The organism is Streptomyces sp. AgN23 (assembly GCF_001598115.1).
In the GTDB taxonomy this organism is placed as follows: Bacteria; Actinomycetota; Actinomycetes; order Streptomycetales; family Streptomycetaceae; genus Streptomyces; species Streptomyces antimycoticus.
In genome coordinates this window covers 267,804-286,218 of sequence record NZ_CP007153.1, presented here as the reverse complement: position 1 = coordinate 286,218, position 18,415 = coordinate 267,804, and the positions used below count along the sequence as shown (strand labels likewise).

Below are 18,415 nucleotides of genomic sequence, written 5' to 3'. Positions count from 1 at the left end.
TGCACAGCGGGTAGGAGACATCGGAGTCTCGCGAGTATCCGGCTCAGCACCTGGTTCGGTCCTGCCTGCGCACCGGCAGAGCCCTGCGGGCGCCTCGTGCCCGGGCCAAACGAAAGGCATGCCTGGCGGGGCAGGTGGACAAGCACCGTCTACCGGGTCGTGCGCTCGACCAGCGTGCCGATCGCCGATCGCTCATGTCCGATCAGGAGGTCTCCCTCCAAGAAATCCGTCTCCGTCAGCGGCTTCGTGTGCTTGTCTACCCGTCCGCCGTCGACGTGTCCAGCTCTGCCCTTCGCTTCCTGTCCGCCAAGCTGCGCCGACACCGCCGGGAACTCAGCACCCGCTGGCGGCGCCTGAGCGCCGGCCGACGGGCCCTGCTCGCGCTCGCCCATCTCCGCAACGCTCACCCGTACGCTCAACTCGCCGCCGCGTACGGCATCGGAACCACCACCGGATACCGCTACATCACCGAAGCGGTCGAGGTCCTGGCCCCCTTCGCCCCTACCCTCGCCGAGGCGGTCCGCACGGCATCGACGAAGGCGTTCGTGCTGCTGGACGGGACTCTCCTGCCGATCGACCGGATCGCTGCCGACCGCCCCTTCTACTCCGGCAAACACAAGAGGCACGGGATGAACGTCCAGCTCCTCGCCGATCCGTCCGGCCGACTGCTGTGGGCCTCACCGGCTCTGCCTGGCGCCGTCCACGACGCCCGGGCCGCCCGCGAGCGCGGCGTCATTGGCGCCCTCGCCGAAGCCGGCATCACCTGCTGGGCGGACAAGGGCTACCGGGGCGCCGGGGGCACCGTCCGTGTCCCGTGCTGGGGCCGCTGGGAGACCCGGATGTCAGGCCCCCTTCTCGGTGTTGGAGGGCTGCTTGCCCTGGCGGGCTGGGCCGGTTGCGGCCTCTTCCACGGTCCATGCGTTGTCCCCATCGCTGATCGAGGTCGATTACCTCACCGTCGAGCGCGCGGAAATCTATGTCGGCCGGAGTAGACATTGGGCGGCAGCGTGGTTATGGTTTCTCTCGTAGCCCAGAGAGACAGACAGGCCCTGGCAGAGACGAACTGCCGGGCAGCAGTACCTGAAAGTGCAGTTCGCAGTACCCAGCAGTTGATCACCGAGGGAAGAACGGAGGAGCCAGGCGCCATCAGGATCGCCCGGGCGGAAGTCTTGAGCCCGGGTACCGCAGGACATCGATAGTGAGGTGGTCTCCGGTCAAGCAACCGCGATCCCCGCACCCCCGACGGCATCTCGGTCGGGTATGCGGAAACAGAAGGCCGGCGCAGTACCAGGTCGGCTGATGGTGTAGCAGTTCCTTCGGGGCCCTGGTGCCGGTACAGCACCAGGGCCCCTCTACGCGTTCCACAGAGAGGTGTTATGACAGCAGACGACTCGTTCGGCCGTCTCGACGACGACGACTATCCCGCCTACACCATGGGCCGGGCTGCCGAGATGCTCGGCACCAGCCAGGGCTTCCTCCGCGCCATCGGCGAAGCCCGTCTGATCACCCCGCTCCGGTCCGAGGGCGGACACCGCCGCTACTCCCGCTACCAGCTGCGCATCGCCGCCCGTGCCCGAGAACTCGTCGACCAGGGCACTCCCATCGAGGCCGCATGCCGCATCATCATCCTCGAAGACCAACTCGAAGAAGCCCAGCGCATCAACGCCGCATACCGGCGCGCTGCCGAATCGGGGAATTCACTGCCCGCTGTCTGAGGAGGTACGCGGCACCTGACGTGCGGGCACCGGCCTCGGCGGCCAGGCCAAGCCGCTTGAAGGTGGCGTCCTTCTCCTCGTAGCGGCCGGAGGCCGCCGCCGCGAAGGGCGTTCACCGAAGCTCCAGGGGCGAAAACCCGGCACAGGCCGGGGCGGCACAGGAACGGAAGCATCAGCCTGTTGAGCCGGTCCGCGGCGGGCCGCCGGCTGCAGGCAATCGCCTATCCCGAGGCACCAACGCCACGTCTGGCGCTCGGGCACCCGGTGCCGCGCCGAGGGGGCTCTCAGGTGACCGAAAGCCGGGCCTCTCAATACGTCAGGTGACGCATTGCCCCCACAGTGCCATCGCGGTTCCATGCTTGCGGGCCTCCAGTGGGGAGGTGGAGGGCGGACCGTGCCCTGACTGGGGGGAAAATGAGGGGAAGCGCGAATCGGAGTGTCACCAGACGTGTGCGGGCGGTCCTGAGCGCGGCGGTGGTGGTCTGCGCGGTCACAGTGGTGCTGCCCGGAGCCGCTTCGGCCGAGCCCATGACCGTGCCGGGCGTGGCGGGCGACAGCGGAGCCGGGGTCGAGCGGATCAGTGTCGCTATCGACGGCACCCAGGGCGACGGCGACTCCGCCGGCGCCACGATCACGACCGACGGCCGGCGTATCGCCTTCTCGTCGTTGGCGAAGAACCTCACCCCCGCCGACCCGGTGACATGGGAGCGGGTGTTCGTCCGCGACCGGCGGACGAACCAGACCACGCTGATGAGCAGCATCACCCCAACGAATCAGGGCCCGGTGATCAGCGGTGACGGGCAGTACGTTGCTTTTTGGGGGCTGTTGCAAAGGGACACGAAGTCCTTCCTGTCCCAGGTGAGCTCGGGAAGCACCATCGGCATCAACTGCCCGGGCCTCAGCTGCAGCCGGCCGTCGCTGAGCGGGGACGGCCGCTTCATCGCCCAGGCCGCCACCTTCAATCGACCGCCGTCCCGGCAGCGCATCGAGGTACGGGACTGGCGCGCCGACACCACGGAGACCGTCGCCGAGTTCGGCCACACCGTCTCGGCCCGGCCGTCCATCAGCGGCGACGGCCGTTTTGTCGCCTACCAGGACGGCCAGGCGGAGGACGTCTTCGTGTGGGACCGGACCGATGGCACCTCCTCCGGCCCGATCGAGGGCGCGTCCAGGGCGGCGACACTCGTCCAGCTCAGCAAGGACGGCAGCAAGGTCGTCTACCTCTCGGGCTCCGACACCTACGTCCACGACGAGAGCTCGGGGACCGAGCAGCTGGTGCCGAACGTGCGGGGCGTGGCCATCGATCCCACCGGCCGCTATCTGCTGTACGCCCCACACGACACGAGCGGACCGTCGCTCACGCTGCGCGATCTGGAGACGGGCACCGACGAGGTCGTCTCGAACCAGCTCGCTTCGGCCGGGACCGACGCGGTCGGCGCCGGTGGGCGCGACGTGGTCTTCCAGTCCACGGCCGACGACATCGTGCCCGGCGACACCAACGGCAAGTCGGACGTCTTCGTCCGCCACTTCTACTGATCGCCCCGGTTGTGGCGCTCTCCGGGTGCCGTACCGCTCTCGCGCCCGCCCGGGAGCAGTGGGGACGCGACAGTCCCTGACCATGAACCCCGCCGGGCCGATCGTGAGCCCGACCACGGCGTCGGCTGGGTCGACCACGGGGCCTGACCATGGCAGGTCAGGAGTCTGCGGCGACGACTCCCTTGGATGCCGTGTCGCCGGGCAGCAGCGGGATGCTGCTGAACGGCGCCATGTGTCCTCTCCTGCCGGGCATGCCTCGGGACAACTTCTAGAAGGCCGATGAAGATCTTGGTGAGGGGCTGTCCGGCCGGAGGCCGGATGGCCCCTCTTCGTTATGTGGTGGCTGGGGCGAGGTGCCAGGCGCCGTCGATGCGGGTGAGTCCGAGGTTGATCAGTCGGCGGAGGTTGAGGGCGGCGGCTCGGGTGTGGAGCCAGGTGTCGTTCTTGAGGGTGCCGCGGTAGCGGAGTCGGCGGTTGCCGTGGTGGACGAGCCATGCGACGGCGCGTTCGACCGGTGGTCTCCAGCGGCGGTAGTCGGCCTGCCAGTCAGGATCGGTGGCGGCCTGGTGGCGGGCGGCCGCTTGGAGGTCGTGGTGCGGGCGGATGGTCAGGATGCGTCCGGCCTTGGCCTTGGTGCACTGCTCGCGCAGGGGGCATCCGGTGCATAAGTTCCCGAAAGAGGCTTTGCGCTGGTGGTGCTGCCCGCCGGGGTCGGACAGGCCCACGGCGTGTCCGGCCGGGCAGGTCACGATGGCGGTGGTGGTGTCGATGGCGAAGTCGTCGAGGGTGAAGCCGCCGGGGACGGCGGGCCGCAGCGGGGCGGGTTTGAGGAACAGCCGGTGCCCGGCCCGGTCCAGGGCCTGGCGGGCGTCGCCGGTGGAGTAGGCGGTGTCACCGAAGGCGTCCACCGGGGTGTCCTCGTCGGCGAGCAGCTCAAGACCCACGGCAGCCTCATGGTGCTCGGGCCCGGAGCCGGGCCGCAGGGCGACGGCGGTGTATAAGCCGGTCTCGGGCTCGATGGCCAGATGGGCCTTGAAACCGTCCTGCTGGTGGCTGCGGGTCTTGTGGATGTGCCGGGCTTCCGGATCGATGGTGGAGACCATCCGGCCAGGGACGGTGCCCCGGGTGATGCGCCAGCGTCCGTCGCGGCCGTCGGAGTCCTCGGCGGGCTCGACGTCCTGACCGGCGACCAGGGCCAGGATGCCCACCGCGTTCGCGGCCTTCTCGCCGAGTTGCTGTTCGGGCAGGTGACCCAGCAGCCGCAGCGCGTCCGTGACGAGTGCGTCGACCAGCTCGGCGCGGGCCTGCTCGTCGTTCCAGGCGATCTTCGGTTTGCCCGGGTCGGTGTAGTCGTGGGCGGTGCACTGGGCAGCGGCGGCCGTGTCGGCGCCGGGGACTTCGCGGATCACCGCGCGGACGGCGGCGATGATCTGGGTGACGGTGTCCTGGGTGGCGACCGCGTCGTCCAGCACAGTGGAGTCCAGAGCCCGGCGGTGCTTGCCCTTGAGGACACCGGTGGCCTTCACGACCTCGCGTACGGTCTCGAAGATGCGGTTCGGGCGGGCGGAACGGGCCAGCCGGCGGCGGAAGTAGGCCAGCAGCGATGGATCGAACGCCATGTCGTTGAGGCCCAGGCCGCATGCGGCCTTCCACCGCAGGTCGCACCGCAATTCCTGGACTGTCTCGAAGTCCGACAGCCCGTGCAGGGCCTGTAGCGCGATCGCGGCGGCCAGGATCTGCGGCGGCATGCTCGGCCGTCCATTCGCCGACGGATACATGTCCACGAACATCTCAGCCGGGAACAGCTCGCCACGATGCTCGGCCAGGAACGCGAACACACTCCCGGCCGGAATCAGGTCCCGGCAGGTCTCCCACACATCCGGCCCGACCATCTCGCCGACCCACTCACCCATCGCCACAAGACAAGTCTGGCCCTGCCGCTGACACGGCAGGGCCAGAACCCAAGATCTTCACGAGCCTTCTAGGGGGTTGCTGTCGATCCGGCCACCTTCTGTTCGACGCTCTGGTGTGGGGCACTCGCCGCACGAGGACGCGACAGGACTGATGAGGGAATACATGGATCAGCTGCTGAGAGTCATGAACTTCAGTGTCTCGAGTGAGGGAATCGGTGCTGGTGAGCACCAGAGCCTGGAGAGCCCGTTCGGTCACGTCAATCCCGAGAAGCTGTTTGCCTGGGCCGGTGCCACGGCGAGCTGGCCCATGCGCACCGCCCCTGGAGGGAGCCGCGGTCTGGATGACTACTTCACGCGGGACTTCGCACGCAATGTCGGCGCCGAGATCATGGGCCGCAACAAGTTCGGGCCCCAGCGCGGGCCCTGGCGCGACCATGACTGGCGCGGCTGGTGGGGCGAGGAGCCCCCGTTCCACACCCCGGTGTTCGTCATGACCCACCACGAGCGTCCCTCGATCACGCTCTGCGACACTACGTTCCATTTCGTGGACGGTGACCCGGTCACGGTCCTGGAGCGGGCGCGGGTGGCAGCGCAGGGCAGGGACGTCCGGCTCGGCGGCGGGGTCACCACCATCCGGCAGTTCCTTGATGCCGGTCTCGTCGACACCATGCACGTGGCGGTCTCGCCGGTGAAGCTCGGGTCCGGCCTCCGCCTGTGGGAGTCGCCCGATGAACTGCTCGACCGGTTCCACCTCGAGACCGTGCCCAGCCCAAGCGGCGTGACGCATCACCTGTTCTGGCGCAAATGACGCGGGGACCCGCTGCGGGGACTTCAGCACGGCCGATACGAGCGTTTCGGCACATGAACACCTTCCCTTCTCCTGGGTGTCGCGCACGGTGATCCGCCGCGGTGATCTGCCACGGCGGCCGGTCATCGCGCGGGCCGCAGGAGCGGTTCTTCCAGGACGCCGGCGTGGCGCGGGTTCTCCGGTGTGGTGGTCGTCTGGAGCCGGGGCAGGGGTGTCGCCAGCCCCCTTGGGGGTGCTGGGGCTGGCCCCCGGTGTGGCCGGGGTGCTGACGCCATGGCGCGGCATGGTCCCCGGTCCGTACGTTTAAGCAGGTCAGAGCGTTGCTGGCCGATTCGCCGACCGGAGTCCTCCATGTCTCAGACCACCGCGCCGCCGTCCACCGCATCCGTTGGCGCCACCGGGCAGCAGGGGAGTGAGTTCACCCCCCTGCTGCGGAGAGTCAAAGGACAGGGGCTGCTGGAGCGGCGCAGGGGCTGGTACGCACGGATGATCAGCGTGAACCTCCTCGCCCTGGCCGCGGTGGTGACGGGGTTCGTCCTGGCCGGGGACACGTGGTGGACGCTGCTGCTCGCCGTGCCGCTGGCTGTCCTGTCCGCCCGCACCGCCTACGTCGGCCATGATGCCGGGCATGCCCAGATCGCCGTCGGCCGCCGGGCGAACCGTGCCCTCGGGCTCCTGCACGGCAATCTGCTCCTGGGCATGAGCTACGCGTGGTGGAACGACAAGCACAACCGGCACCACGCCAACCCCAACCACGTCGAGAAGGACCCGGACGTCGGTGCTGGCGCGCTGGTGTGGACTGCGGAGCAGGCGGCTGTGCGCCGCGGTTTCGCCCGCTGGGTCACTCGTCACCAGGCGTGGCTGTTCTTCCCGATGCTGCTGCTGGAAGGCATCGCATTGAAGGTGAGCAGTGTCCGGGACCTGCGGCGGCAGCCGGTGCGCGAGCGGGATGTGGAGGGCGTGCTGCTGGCGCTGCACGCGGCCGGTTACGGCGTGCTGCTGCTGGCCTGCCTGCCGGTGGGGAAGGCTGTCGTGTTCGCACTGCTCCATCAGGCGCTCTTCGGGCTCCACCTGGGAATGGCGTTCGCGCCCAACCACAAGGGCATGGACATGCCCGACCCGGCGGGGGAGCGCTGGGGCCATCTGCGCCGCCAGGTCCTGACCTCGCGGAACGTCCGGGGCGGGCCGGTCACCGACTGGCTCCTCGGCGGGCTGAACTACCAGATCGAGCACCACCTCTTCCCGAACATGCCCAGGCCCCACCTCAGGCTCGTACAGCCTCTGGTCCGCGAACACTGCCGCGACCTCAAGCTCCCGTACGCCGAGACCGGGCTGCTCGACTCCTACCGGCAGGGGCTGCGGCACATGCACACGGTCGGCGGTGCGGCCCGGCCCGAATAACAGCGTCCCCAGTCCGGGCCTGCGGACGCACCGGTGTCCGCGGTGTGCCGGCCGTGCTGGGGTGGGGGCGGCCGTCACGTGTTTCACGGGGGCGGCCGTGGCGTGCTTGACACTGCGGATGACCGGCGGCCACGACGGGCTCAACACGCCGGGGCCGCACGGCGCCGATGGGATCGTCCGGTCCGGCGACAACTCGTGCGACGCTCCGTCATGACCCCATGCCATGGGTTTGCGGACGCCGGTTCACCTGTCCCGGCGTCGGCGCGTGAGGCAACCCGGGGTGATGACTACGCGCGGGGACTGCCGCCCGAGCTGGTCGGCACCCATGCCGGCCCCGGCTCCAGTCACACCGCCGCCCGTGTCAGCTCCGGCACGCCGCGGCTGACCACCGCCCCGTTCGGGCACGCCGGCATCGAGCAACCTCACCTGCTGCTCGCCCGAGGAGCTGGCCCGGCTCACCGCCTGGACGGCGCTCCACCGTGAGCTGCGGCCGCTGCTGTCACGGCGGCCGCACGGTCCGTGCCGACCTCGCGGACGACGCGACGCTGCCCGCACGGCGTCGTGGCGCACGACGGGTCGGCCGCGCTGTATTGCTGGGTTTGGCTGGCCACCTCGCCCGAAGGTCAGTCCAGGCGGGTGCGGCTGCCGGGTCTCGCCCCCGGGGCGCGGTACCGGGTGCGGGTGCGCGACGCGCTGGGGCTGCCGTCCTTCCACCAGACGTCGGGGGCCGGCATGGCCGACGGCGGCGCTCGGTGAGGGGCTGGTGCTGCCCGATCCGGTGCTCACGGTCGCGGGGCCGCCGATGCCCCACCTCAACCCGGAACAGGCACTGCTGCTTGAACCGCGCCGGGTCGACTGACCGCGGTGACCGGGAGAGCCGGGAGGAACGGAAGGGCCGGACTACGCGGACTCGCGCAGCCGTAGTTCGGCCTTGACCGCCGCCTCGTCGTGGCTGAGCGGTCCGCTGCGCGCCAGCAGGCGTCCGGCCTGTTCGATGGTGAGCGCGCCGAGCTCGCGGGTGTCCAGCGCGACGGTGGTGAGCGCGGGCTCGACGAGGGTGCCGAGCTGGAGGCCGTCGAAGCCGATCACCGCCAGGTCCCGGGGGACCCGGCGGCCGAGCCGCCGCGCGGCGCGCAGCGCTCCAATCGCGATGATGTCGTTGAACGTGAACACGGCCGTCACGTCGGGGTGTTCGGCGAGGAGTTCGCGCAGGGCGTGCTCCCCGCCTTCGAGGCTCTGGTCGGCGCGGCTGACCGCGACGGGTTCGAGGCCGCAGGCGGCCATGGCGGTGGCGAACCAGTGGTGGCGGATGCTCGGCTCCGAGCGGGCGGCGTGGTCGAGCATGGCGATGCGGTGGTGCCCGGCGTCGGCCAGGTGCCTGATCGCGGCGTGGACGCCCGCCTCGCCGTCGATCCTGATCGCGTTGTACCGCTCGGCTCGGTGCTCGCGGTCGATGAGCACGGCGGGGAGCCCGCGGATCAGCTTGTCGATCTCGTCCTCGGGCAGGCTCAGGTAGCCCACGACGGCGTCCACCTGCGAGGCGATGACCTCCAGCGTGCCGCGCTCCTCCTCGACGCGGTCGCCGGTGTCGTAGACGACGACGTGCCAGCCACGCTTGCGGGCGGCCTCCAGGGCCGCGGCGGCGACCTCGGTGAAGAACGGGTTGAGCAGGTCGGGGATCATGAGGCCGACGCTTATGGAGTCCTGCCGCACGAGTCCCCGGGCGAAGCGGCTGGGCCGGTAGCCCAGCTCGTGCGCGGTGTCGAGGACGCGCTGCTTGGTGGAGGCGTCGATCTCGCCCTTGTCGTTCAGCGCCCGTGACACGGTCTGCCGCGACACTCCAGCGGCCCGTGCCACATCGTCGATGGTCACCCTGCGTGGACCGTTCGCCGACGACGCCATCACTCACCTCTGTCTGTTCGGTGTCATCCAGAGCCTTGACACTCGTCCGCACACAAGCGCAGACTCCGAACCGTTCTGCTCCCGTGAGCGCTCACGTTACCGCTCACGGCCCTTTGTTCCAACCCACCCAGGCACCCGCCGCCAGTCGTTCTCTGGGAACGGAAAACATGAGCAACACAGTCACGCGCACGCGCCTCGCCGCCCTCGCCGCGGCCACCGGTATCGCCGTACTCATCGCCGGCTGCTCCTCGTCGCCCGACGCCTCGGACAAGGCCTCCGCGCCCTCGTGTGCGCCCGCCAAGGCGAAGGTCACCCTCCAGTACTGGAACACCGTTCCCGGTATGGACAAGGTCGTCGCGCTGTGGAACAAGAAGAACCCGGACATCCAGGTCGAGACGAAGAACATCTCCAACGACCAGTACGGGATCCTCGGCAACGCCCTCAAGGCGGGCAAGGCGCCCGACCTGGCGCAGGTCGGCTATGACGAACTGCCCAACCTGCGCTCGCAGAGCGCCTTCGTGGACGCCTCCGCCTGCAAGGCCGCCACCGCCGCCAAGTCGAAGTTCGTGCCCTGGAGCTGGTCGCAGACGAGCTTCGGCGGGACGGGCGTGTTCGCGTTGCCGCAGGACACCGGTCCGATGGCCCTCTTCGTACGCAGTGACATCTTCAAGAAGCACGGCATCACGATCCCCAAGACCTGGGACGAGTACGCGGACGCCGCGCAGAAGCTGCACAAGGCGGACCCCAAGCTGGACATCACGTTCTTCGACCCGAACAACGCCGAGTGGTTCAACGGCCTGCTGTGGCAGAACAGCGCCGAGATGTACAGCTACTCCGGCGACAAGTGGCACGTCACCGTCGAGTCCGACCAGAGCAAGCAGGTCGCCGACTACTGGCAGAAGCTGATCTCCGCCAAGCTCGTGCGCACCGACCTCGCCAACGGCTCGACGCAGATGTACGCCGCGTACCAGAAGGACCAGATAGCCAGCTACGTCGGCGCCGCCTGGGGCTACAGCATGTTCCGCGACAACCTCCCCAAGCAGGCGGGCAAGTGGTCGATCGTGCCCATGCCGACGTGGAGCGCGAACGGCTCCTCGGGCGACTGGGGCGGCTCAACCGTGGCGTTCATGAAGGGCGGCAAGCACCTCTACGAGTCGGTCAAGTTCAACACCTGGCTCAACAGCGACCCCGAGGCGCTCGCCATGGAGAACGAGCTCGGCGGCCTCTACCCGGCCGCGAACGCCGGGCTTCAACTGCCCGCGCTGTCCAAGGGCGTTCCGTACTACAACAACGAGAAGATCTTCGACGTCTTCGCCGACTCCTCCAAGAAGATCGACACCAGCTTCGCCTGGGGCCCCACACAGAAGACGGTGAACCTGGCGCTGCAGGACGCGATGGCCAAGGCGGCCGCCGGTGACGGCACGCTCGGCGACGCCCTCGCCAAGGCGCAGGCGACCGCGCTGAAGTCCATGAAGGACCAGGCCATCCCCGCCACGGCGGGCAAGTGACCCCAGCATGACCGACATCGCCACCCGCGCCTCCCACACGACCCGCGCGGCGCAGTCGCCCAAGGGCCGTCGCCGTCTCAGCGGCGGCGGCCCCCGGGCCGGTACCGTCCTCGCCTTCATCACGCCGTTCTTCCTGCCGTTCGTGCTCTTCTACCTGGTGCCCGTCGGCTACGCGCTCTGGCAGAGCTTCCGCGTCGTACGGCGCACCGGGGGTCAGTACGGCACCTCGTACACGACCTTCGGCGGCTTCGAGCAGTACGGACAGGTCTTCCAGAACACCGAGTTCTGGTCCAGCATCGGCCGCATCGGGCTGTTCGGCATCGTGCAGGTGCCGGTCATGCTGTTCACCGCGCTGATCATCGCGCTGCTGCTGGACACGCCCCTGCTGCGGCTCAAGGCGTTCTTCCGCATCACCGCCTTCATGCCGTACGCGGTGCCCGGTGTGATCGCCGCGATCATGTGGTCGTACCTGTACTCGCCGCAGCTGAGCCCGGTCGTCGACCTGCTCGAGGAAATCGGCCTCAAGCCCGACTTCCTCGGTCCGGACGCGGTGCTGTGGTCGACGGCCAACGTCTCCACCTGGCTGTGGACCGGCTACAACATGCTGATCATGTACTCGGCCCTGCAGTCCATCCCGCAGGAGCTGTACGAGGCGGCCCGCATCGACGGCGCGACCAACTGGACGATCGCCTGGCGGATCAAGGTGCCCATCATCTTCCCGTCGATCGTCCTGACCACGGTCTTCTCGATCATCGGCACCCTGCAGCTGTACGCCGAGCCGGCCGTGCTGCGTCAGATCTCCTCGCACATCTCCAGCACGTTCACGCCGAACATGCTCGCCTACGCGGTGGCGTCGGGGAACAACTACCAGCAGGCCGCGGCCATTTCGGTGGTCATCGCGGTCATCACGTTCGTCCTGAGCTTCGGCTTCATGCGACTGACCTCGAAGAGGGCGGGGCTGTGAGCACGCAATCCACGATCCGCGAAAGCCGCGTCAGCCGTACGGCCGTGATGGCGCTGATGCTCCTGCTGACCGTCTACTTCCTGTTGCCGGTCTACTTCCTGGTCGTCGCGGCGACCAAGCCGCAGGGCGACCTCGCCTCCACCAACGGGCTCGCCTTCTCGCACTTCAACCTGTTCGAGAACCTGCACATCCTGTTCACCCGCAGCGACGGCATCTTCGGCCGCTGGGCGCTCAACACGGTCATCTACGCGGTGCTGGGTGCCGCGGTGGGGACGCTGATCTCCGCGCTGTGCGGGTACGCCCTCGCCAAGTTCGCCTTCCGCGGCCGGGAGTTCCTGTTCTCGGTGATCCTCGGCGGTGTCCTCGTACCCACCACCGCGCTCGCCCTGCCGTTGTTCCTGCTGTTCTCGACGACCGGCCTCGTCAACACCTACTTCGCGGTCTTCCTGCCCAGCATCGTCAGCCCGTTCGGTGTCTACCTCGCGCGCATCTTCACCAACGCCGCGGTCCCGCAGGAGCTGATCGAGTCGGCGCGGCTGGACGGCGCGGGCGAGTTCCGCACGTTCTTCTCCGTCGCGTTCAAGCTGATGACGCCGGCGCTGGTGACCATCTTCCTGTTCCAGTTCGTGGCCATCTGGAACAACTTCTTCCTGCCGATGGTGATGCTGCAGAAGGAGTCGCTCTTCCCCATCACGCTCGGCCTGTACGAGTGGAACGGCCAGACGGCACGCGCCCCCCTACTGCAGGAGTCCGTGATCACCGGCTCACTGGTGTCGATCGTGCCCGTGATCATCGTCTTCATCCTGCTCCAGCGGTTCTGGCGTTCGGGACTCGCCGCCGGATCGCTCAAGTGACGCCACGCCCCACCGCCCGATCCGCACAGAAGAAGGTTCCCCGAACGATGCCTGACTCCGCCGTGTTCGTGCCCCACTTCCACTGGGACCGGGAGTGGTACGAACCGTTCCAGGTCTTCCGGCACCGGCTCGTCCAGGCCCTCGACACCGTCCTGGAGACGGCCGAGGCCGACCCCGACTTCCGGTTCACCGTCGACGGGCAGATGGCCGCCGTCGAGGACTACCTGGAGATGCGTCCCGAGAACCGCGACCGGCTCGCGGCGCTGGTCCGCGAGGGCCGGCTCGCCGTGGGACCCTGGCTCATCCTGCTCGACGAGTTCCTCTGCTCCGGCGAGACCATCGTGCGCAACCTGCAGATGGGCTGGGCGGCCGCGGAGCGCCTCGGCGGCGCGATGCCCATCGGCTATCTGCCCGACATGTTCGGCCACGTCGCGCAGATGCCGCAGATCCTGGCGCGGGCCGGCATCGAGCACGCGGCGCTGTGGCGCGGTGTCCCCGGCACCGTCGACGGTCACGCCTTCCGCTGGCGGGCCCCCGACGGATCGGAGGTCCGCACCGAGTTCCTCTTCGACGGCTACGACAACGGCCTCGACGTGCTCCTGGTGCCCGAGCGCATCGGCAGCGCGCTGGGCGAGTACGCCGGGATGACGGCCGACCGGTGGGGCACCGACCCGGTGCTGGCCATGGCCGGCACCGACCACAACGCCCCCGACCCGCGCCTGGCGTCCTGGCTGCGGCAGGCCGGCGGCGAAAACCGTGCCATCACCATCGCGACGCTCGACGAGTACCTCCGCGAGCACGTGCGTGACGAGGTGAGTGCCGTCGTCACCGGCGAACTCCGCAGCCACGTACGGGGAAACATCCTGCCCGGCGTGCTGTCGGTGCGGCTCGGCCTGAAGCAGCGGATGGCGCTCGCCGAGCGGACCGTCGACCACGCCGAGCGCATGAACGCCCTGTGCTCCACGCGGGACGATTCCCCCTTCCTCACCCTCGCCTGGCACAAGATCATCGAGTCGACCGCGCACGACTCGGTGGTGGGCTCCGGGACCGACGAGACCTGCGACCAGGTGGCGGCCCGCCTCGCCGAGGCCGCGCAGACCGCCCGCGCGGTGCGGGACGCGGCGCTCGCCGTGCCCGCCGCCCTGGTGCCCGGCGACGGCCACCTGGTCGCCAACCCGCTGACCTCCGCCCGTACCGCACTGGTCGAGGTGGACGTCGTGGCGCCCGCCGAGGGATCCGTCCTGGTCGCGAGGTCCGCCGACGGGTCGGTGCAGCCCGTGCAGCTGGTCTCCGAGGCCCCGACCGTTCTGAGCGACGAGCGCATGGACGCCTCCCATCTGGAGCGGGTGCTGCGCCGCATCCACCGCCGCGAGCTGTTCGGCCGGCTCATCGACCACTACGAGCTCACCCCGCACTCGCTCGTCTTCCACCTCGCCGAGGTTCCCACCAGCGGTCCCTTCGACCTGATGGTGCTGCGCCAGGAGGTCGCCGCCGCGGCTGCCGCCCACCCGGGCGAGTGGCAGGTGCGGACGCTGACGGAGGCCCGCGCGAGCGCGCTGGTGCCGGTGCACGTGCCGGCCTCCGGCCTGACGAGCTTCCGCGTCGAGGCGGGCGAGGCGCCCGCCGCACCGAACACCGCGGCCGTCCCCGCCACTGCCACCTCGCGCACCCTGTCCAACGGACTCGTCGAGGTCGAGGTCGCCACGGACGGCACGCTGGACGTGACCGGCCCCGACGGGACGGTCCTGTACGGCGTCGGCCGGCTCGTCGACGGCGGCGACCGGGGCGACAGTTACAACTACGCGCCCCCGGCCGCCGACGTCCTCGTGTCCGAGCCGGCGCACGTCGCCGTCGACCTCGTCGAGAGCGGCCCGCTGCGCGCGCGGCTGCGTGTCACGCGTGTCTACGAGTGGCCCGCCGCGCTCTCCTCCGACCGCGACGTGCGCGGCGAGCAGACCGTGCCGACGCCGGTGGAGATGCTCGTGGAGGTGCGCACGGGCGAGCCGTTCATCCGGGTCTCCACCTCGTTCCTCAACCGGTCCGCCGACCACCGGCCGCGCTTCCACGTGCCGCTGCCCGAGCCCGTGGGCACCTCCGCGTCCGCGGGGCAGTTCGCGGTCACCGAGCGGGGCCTGACCGCGGAGGGCGGTTGGGGCGAGTACCCCCTGCCGACCTTTCCCACGAGCTCCTTCGTGACGGCGGGAGCGGCCACGGTCCTGCTCGATCACTCCAGCGAGTACGAGCTGGTGGACGAGGGGTCCGCCCTCGCCATCACCCTGCTGCGCGCCATCGGCTCGATCAGCGTCAACATCCACCCGCTCCGTGACGAACCCGCGGCGAGCGAGATCCCGGCGCCCGGCGCGCAGGAGCTCGGCATGCGGATCGAGCACCGCTTCGCCGTCGTTCCCTCGGCCGCCGGCCGGCAGGACGCCCGGCTGGTCGCCCTCGCCGAGGAGTTCCGCAACGAGGTGCTCGTCACCCGCGGGACCGCGCCCGGCGGAGGACAGCTGCCGCCCGCCGTGACCGGGATCCAGGTCGACGGCCGGGACGTCGAGGTCTCGTGCGTCCGCCGCGTCTTCGACGACGAGCTCGGGGCGGGTATCGAGATCCGGCTGACCGCCCTGCGCGACACCGCGTCCACCGTCCGGCTGACCGGGCCGTTCACCGAGGCCACCACCGTCGACCTGCTCGGCCGGACCCTCGCGCCGGTGCCGGTGCGCGACGGGCTCGAACTCGCCCTCGGCCCCTGGGAGATCCGGACCGTCGTGCTCAGGTGACCGCCACGTCCCCACCCAGAGCGCCTGTTGCCAGCAGAAAGTTGTGACTCTTGCCTTCCGAGCTCTCCGACCTCGTTTCGGACATCACCCCGGGGCGTGGCGCACTCCGCCCGGCCCGCTCTTGGCTCCACTCCGACGCCCCCTCCCTCTCCCTGAACGGCTCCTGGCGGTTCCGGCTGTCCCCCACGGCGTCGGCGGCGGAGGACTTCGCCGCCGAGGACTTCGACGACCGCGGCTGGGACGACATGGCGGTGCCCTCGCACTGGGTGCTGGAGGGTGACGGTGCCTACGGCCAACCGATCTACACGAACGTCCAGTTCCCGTTCCCGATAGACCCGCCGTACGTCCCCGGCGAGAACCCGACCGGCGACTACCGCCGCCGGTTCGAGCTGCCCGCCGGCTGGACGGACGCGGAGCGGGTCGTGCTGCGGTTCGACGGCGTCGAGTCGCTGTTCCGGGTATGGGTGAACGGGGTCGAGGCGGGCAGCGCCAGTGGCAGCCGGCTCGCCCACGAGTTCGACGTGACGCCGATGGTGCGCCCGGGTGGCAACGTCGTCGCCGTCCGGGCACACCAGTGGTCGGCCGCCAGTTACGTCGAGGACCAGGACCAGTGGTGGCTGCCGGGCATCTTCCGCGACGTCACCCTGCTCGCCCGCCCGGTCGCCGGCATCGAGGACCTCTGGCTGCGGACCGGGTTCGACTCCGGCCGCGGGCACATCGACCCGGAGGTCGTCGCCGACGCGGCGGCGTTCCCCCTCACCCTGCGCATCCCCGAGCTCGGCATCGAGCAGGTGTGGGCGACCGCCGCCGACGTGGCTCCCCTGGACGTCGCCGAGGTCGCGCCCTGGTCGGCCGAGCGTCCCCGCCTGTACGAGGCCACGGTCTCCAACGCGGCGGAGACCATCACCCAGCGCGTGGGCTTCCGCACGGTGGAGATCCGTGGCGACCAGTTCCTGGTCAACGGCCGCCGGGTCGTCTTCCACGGCGTGAACCGCCACGAGACGCACCCCGAGCGCGGCCGTGTCTTCGACGAGGAGCACGCGCGCGAGGACCTCGCCCTCATGAAGCGGTTCAACGTCAACGCCATCCGCACCAGCCACTATCCGCCGCACCCGCGGCTGCTCGACCTCGCCGACGAGCTCGGCTTCTGGGTGGTCCTCGAATGCGACCTGGAGACGCACGGCTTCCACAAGGTCGACTGGGCGGGCAACCCCAGCGACGACCCGGCCTGGCGCGAGGCATATCTCGACCGCGTCCGGCGCACCGTGGAGCGGGACAAGAACCACCCGAGCATCGTGATCTGGTCGCTCGGCAACGAGGCGGGCACCGGCAGCAACCTCGCCGCGATGTCCTCCTGGGTCCACGTCCGTGACACCGGCCGGCCCGTGCACTACGAGGGCGACCACGCCGGCGAGTACACCGACGTCTACTCGCGCATGTACGCGTCCGTGCCGGAGACCGAGGCGATCGGCACTGACGGTTCGCGTGTGCCGCTGCTCAACTGCACTCCCGCGCAGGGCGCGCGGCAGCGCACCAAGCCGTTCCTGCTGTGCGAGTACGCCCACGCGATGGGCAACGGGCCGGGCGCGTTCGACCAGTACGAGGCGCTGGTGCGTGAACACCCGCGGCTGCACGGCGGGTTCGTGTGGGAGTGGCGCGACCACGGCATCCTGGCCAAGGCCCCGGACGGCACTCTGTACTACGCGTACGGCGGTGACTTCGGCGAGGTCGTGCACGACGGCAACTTCGTGATGGACGGCATGGTGCTCAGCGACGACACGCCGACCCCGAGCCTGCACGAGTTCAAGGCGGTCGTGCAGCCCGTCACGTTCTCCTTCGAGGGCGACAAGGTCGCCGTGACCAACCTGCGGCACTCGGCCGACACCTCGGACCTGCGGTTCCGCTGGCGAGTCGAGCACGACGGAACGCTCGTGGAATCCGGCGAACTGGAGACACCCGTCGTCGCGGCGGGTGCGTCGGAGTGGGTTCCGTTGCCGCCGGTCGCGGTCGCCCCGGACGCCGAGACGTGGCTCACCGTCGAGGCGGTGCTGGCCGCGGGGACCGCCTGGGCGCCTGAGGGGCACGTGGTGGCAACTGCCCAGCTGGACCGCTCGGTTCACCGTCCCGTCCCCGCCGTGCGGATCCGGCCGGACTGGCAGGCGGACACCGGGACGCTGACCCTGGGTGTGGCCGAGTTCGCCGACGGGTCCCTGGTCCGGCTGGCCGGACGTGCCGTGTCGGGCCCTCGGCTGGAACTGTTCCGCGCCCCGACCGACAACGACGAGGGCGCCTCCGACGAGGTCGACGACGGCGACGCCGCCGTGCCGGGTGTCTCGAACGCCGACCTGTGGCGGCGCGACGGACTGCACCGGCTGACGTCGCGGCGCGTGGGCGTCGAGCGGGCCGGGGACGCGCTGCGGACCCTCGACAAGGTGTCCGCGGCGGACTCCGCCCTGTTCGTGATGGTGGAGTCGGTCTGGACACTCGACGGGGGCGAGCTGGAGCTGCGGGTGGAGATCGAGCCGTCCAGCGGCTGGCGGACGGTGTGGCCGCGCGTCGGAATCCGGCTCTCCCTGCCCGACGGCACGGCGCCCGTCGACGGCGCCGAGTGGTTCGGCCTCGGCCCGCTGGAGTCCTACCCCGACAGCCTCCGTGCCGTGTACACGGGCCGCTTCTCGTCCTCCGTCCGCGACCTCGCGGTCGACTACGCCCGCCCCCAGGAGACGGGACACCGCTCCGAGCTGCGCGAGTTGTCCCTGACGAGCGGCGGCACCGAGGTGCTGCGCGTCGTGGCACTCCCCGACACCCGTGGGCGCCGGCCCGGCTTCGTCCTGAGCCGGCACACCCCGCAGGAGATCGCCGGAGCCGGCCACCCCTACGAGCTCCCCGCCTCCGGCACGACCCATCTGCACATCGACGCGGCCCAGCACGGCCTGGGCTCGCGTGCCTGCGGGCCGGACGTCCGGCCGGACTTCGCCCTGCGCCCCGAGTCCCGCACGCTCCGGCTGCGGATCAGCGCTCCGAGGTGAGGCCCGTC

12 protein-coding genes and 1 pseudogene are annotated in these 18,415 nt (G+C 70.1%); 11 read left to right on the top strand and 2 right to left on the bottom strand.

Features of this window, described 5'->3' with window-relative positions; all coding sequences use genetic code 11:
- Positions 1–248 precede the first annotated feature (248 nt).
- The 3 genes and pseudogenes from AS97_RS01365 to AS97_RS01355 all read left to right on the top strand — a co-directional run.
- Positions 249–848 (top strand): annotated as a pseudogene (locus AS97_RS01365) (transposase family protein); the annotation flags it as partial.
- Positions 849–1,376: 528 nt separating this feature from the next.
- Positions 1,377–1,715 carry a MerR family transcriptional regulator gene (locus AS97_RS01360; RefSeq protein WP_059144039.1) on the top strand — a complete coding sequence of 113 codons (339 nt, stop codon included), beginning with the start codon at positions 1,377–1,379 and terminating at the stop codon, positions 1,713–1,715.
- Positions 1,716–2,165: 450 nt separating this feature from the next.
- Positions 2,166–3,251 carry a hypothetical protein gene (locus AS97_RS01355; protein ID WP_247204194.1) on the top strand — a complete coding sequence of 362 codons (1,086 nt, stop codon included), beginning with the start codon at positions 2,166–2,168 and terminating at the stop codon, positions 3,249–3,251.
- 332 nt (positions 3,252–3,583) lie between these two features.
- Here the strand turns inward: AS97_RS01355 and AS97_RS01350 are convergent, their stop codons facing one another.
- Positions 3,584–5,164 (bottom strand): IS1182 family transposase, encoded by a 1,581-nt coding sequence (locus AS97_RS01350; RefSeq protein ID WP_210564187.1) that lies wholly within the window; start codon positions 5,162–5,164, stop codon positions 3,584–3,586.
- A 163-nt stretch (positions 5,165–5,327) separates the two neighbouring features.
- Between AS97_RS01350 and AS97_RS01345 the strand changes: the two genes are divergently transcribed.
- The 3 genes from AS97_RS01345 (at position 5,328) to AS97_RS46690 (ending at position 8,129) form a co-directional block, all read left to right on the top strand.
- The gene (locus AS97_RS01345) at positions 5,328–5,972 is read left to right on the top strand and encodes a dihydrofolate reductase family protein (protein ID WP_059144041.1); all 645 of its coding nucleotides are present in this window, start codon (positions 5,328–5,330) and stop codon (positions 5,970–5,972) included.
- 351 nt (positions 5,973–6,323) lie between these two features.
- A complete protein-coding gene (locus AS97_RS01340) occupies positions 6,324–7,373 on the top strand; it encodes an acyl-CoA desaturase (RefSeq protein WP_210564186.1) in 1,050 nt (349 codons plus the stop codon).
- Between the two features lie 561 nt (positions 7,374–7,934).
- Positions 7,935–8,129: a GH36 C-terminal domain-containing protein gene (locus tag AS97_RS46690; RefSeq protein ID WP_247204193.1), complete on the top strand. Its 195-nt coding sequence runs from the start codon at positions 7,935–7,937 to the stop codon at positions 8,127–8,129.
- 144 nt (positions 8,130–8,273) lie between these two features.
- On the opposite strand, the gene AS97_RS01330 is transcribed toward AS97_RS46690, so the two are convergent.
- Positions 8,274–9,275 carry a LacI family DNA-binding transcriptional regulator gene (locus tag AS97_RS01330; RefSeq protein WP_059144044.1) on the bottom strand — a complete coding sequence of 334 codons (1,002 nt, stop codon included), beginning with the start codon at positions 9,273–9,275 and terminating at the stop codon, positions 8,274–8,276.
- A gap of 167 nt (positions 9,276–9,442) precedes the next feature.
- Between AS97_RS01330 and AS97_RS01325 the strand changes: the two genes are divergently transcribed.
- From AS97_RS01325 to AS97_RS01305, 5 genes are read left to right on the top strand one after another with little or no spacing between them, the layout of a single operon-like run.
- Entirely contained in the window at positions 9,443–10,783 is a 1,341-nt protein-coding gene (locus AS97_RS01325; protein ID WP_210564185.1) for an extracellular solute-binding protein, read from the top strand.
- Between the two features lie 7 nt (positions 10,784–10,790).
- Positions 10,791–11,747: a sugar ABC transporter permease gene (locus AS97_RS01320; protein WP_059144046.1), complete on the top strand. Its 957-nt coding sequence runs from the start codon at positions 10,791–10,793 to the stop codon at positions 11,745–11,747.
- A complete protein-coding gene (locus tag AS97_RS01315) occupies positions 11,744–12,601 on the top strand; it encodes a carbohydrate ABC transporter permease (protein WP_059144047.1) in 858 nt (285 codons plus the stop codon). The genes AS97_RS01320 and AS97_RS01315 overlap by 4 nt, the downstream gene beginning before the upstream one ends.
- 47 nt (positions 12,602–12,648) lie before the next feature.
- Positions 12,649–15,378 (top strand): alpha-mannosidase, encoded by a 2,730-nt coding sequence (locus AS97_RS01310; RefSeq protein WP_210564184.1) that lies wholly within the window; start codon positions 12,649–12,651, stop codon positions 15,376–15,378.
- Between the two features lie 50 nt (positions 15,379–15,428).
- Positions 15,429–18,407 (top strand): glycoside hydrolase family 2 TIM barrel-domain containing protein, encoded by a 2,979-nt coding sequence (locus AS97_RS01305; protein ID WP_210564183.1) that lies wholly within the window; start codon positions 15,429–15,431, stop codon positions 18,405–18,407.
- Positions 18,408–18,415: the final 8 nt, after the last annotated feature.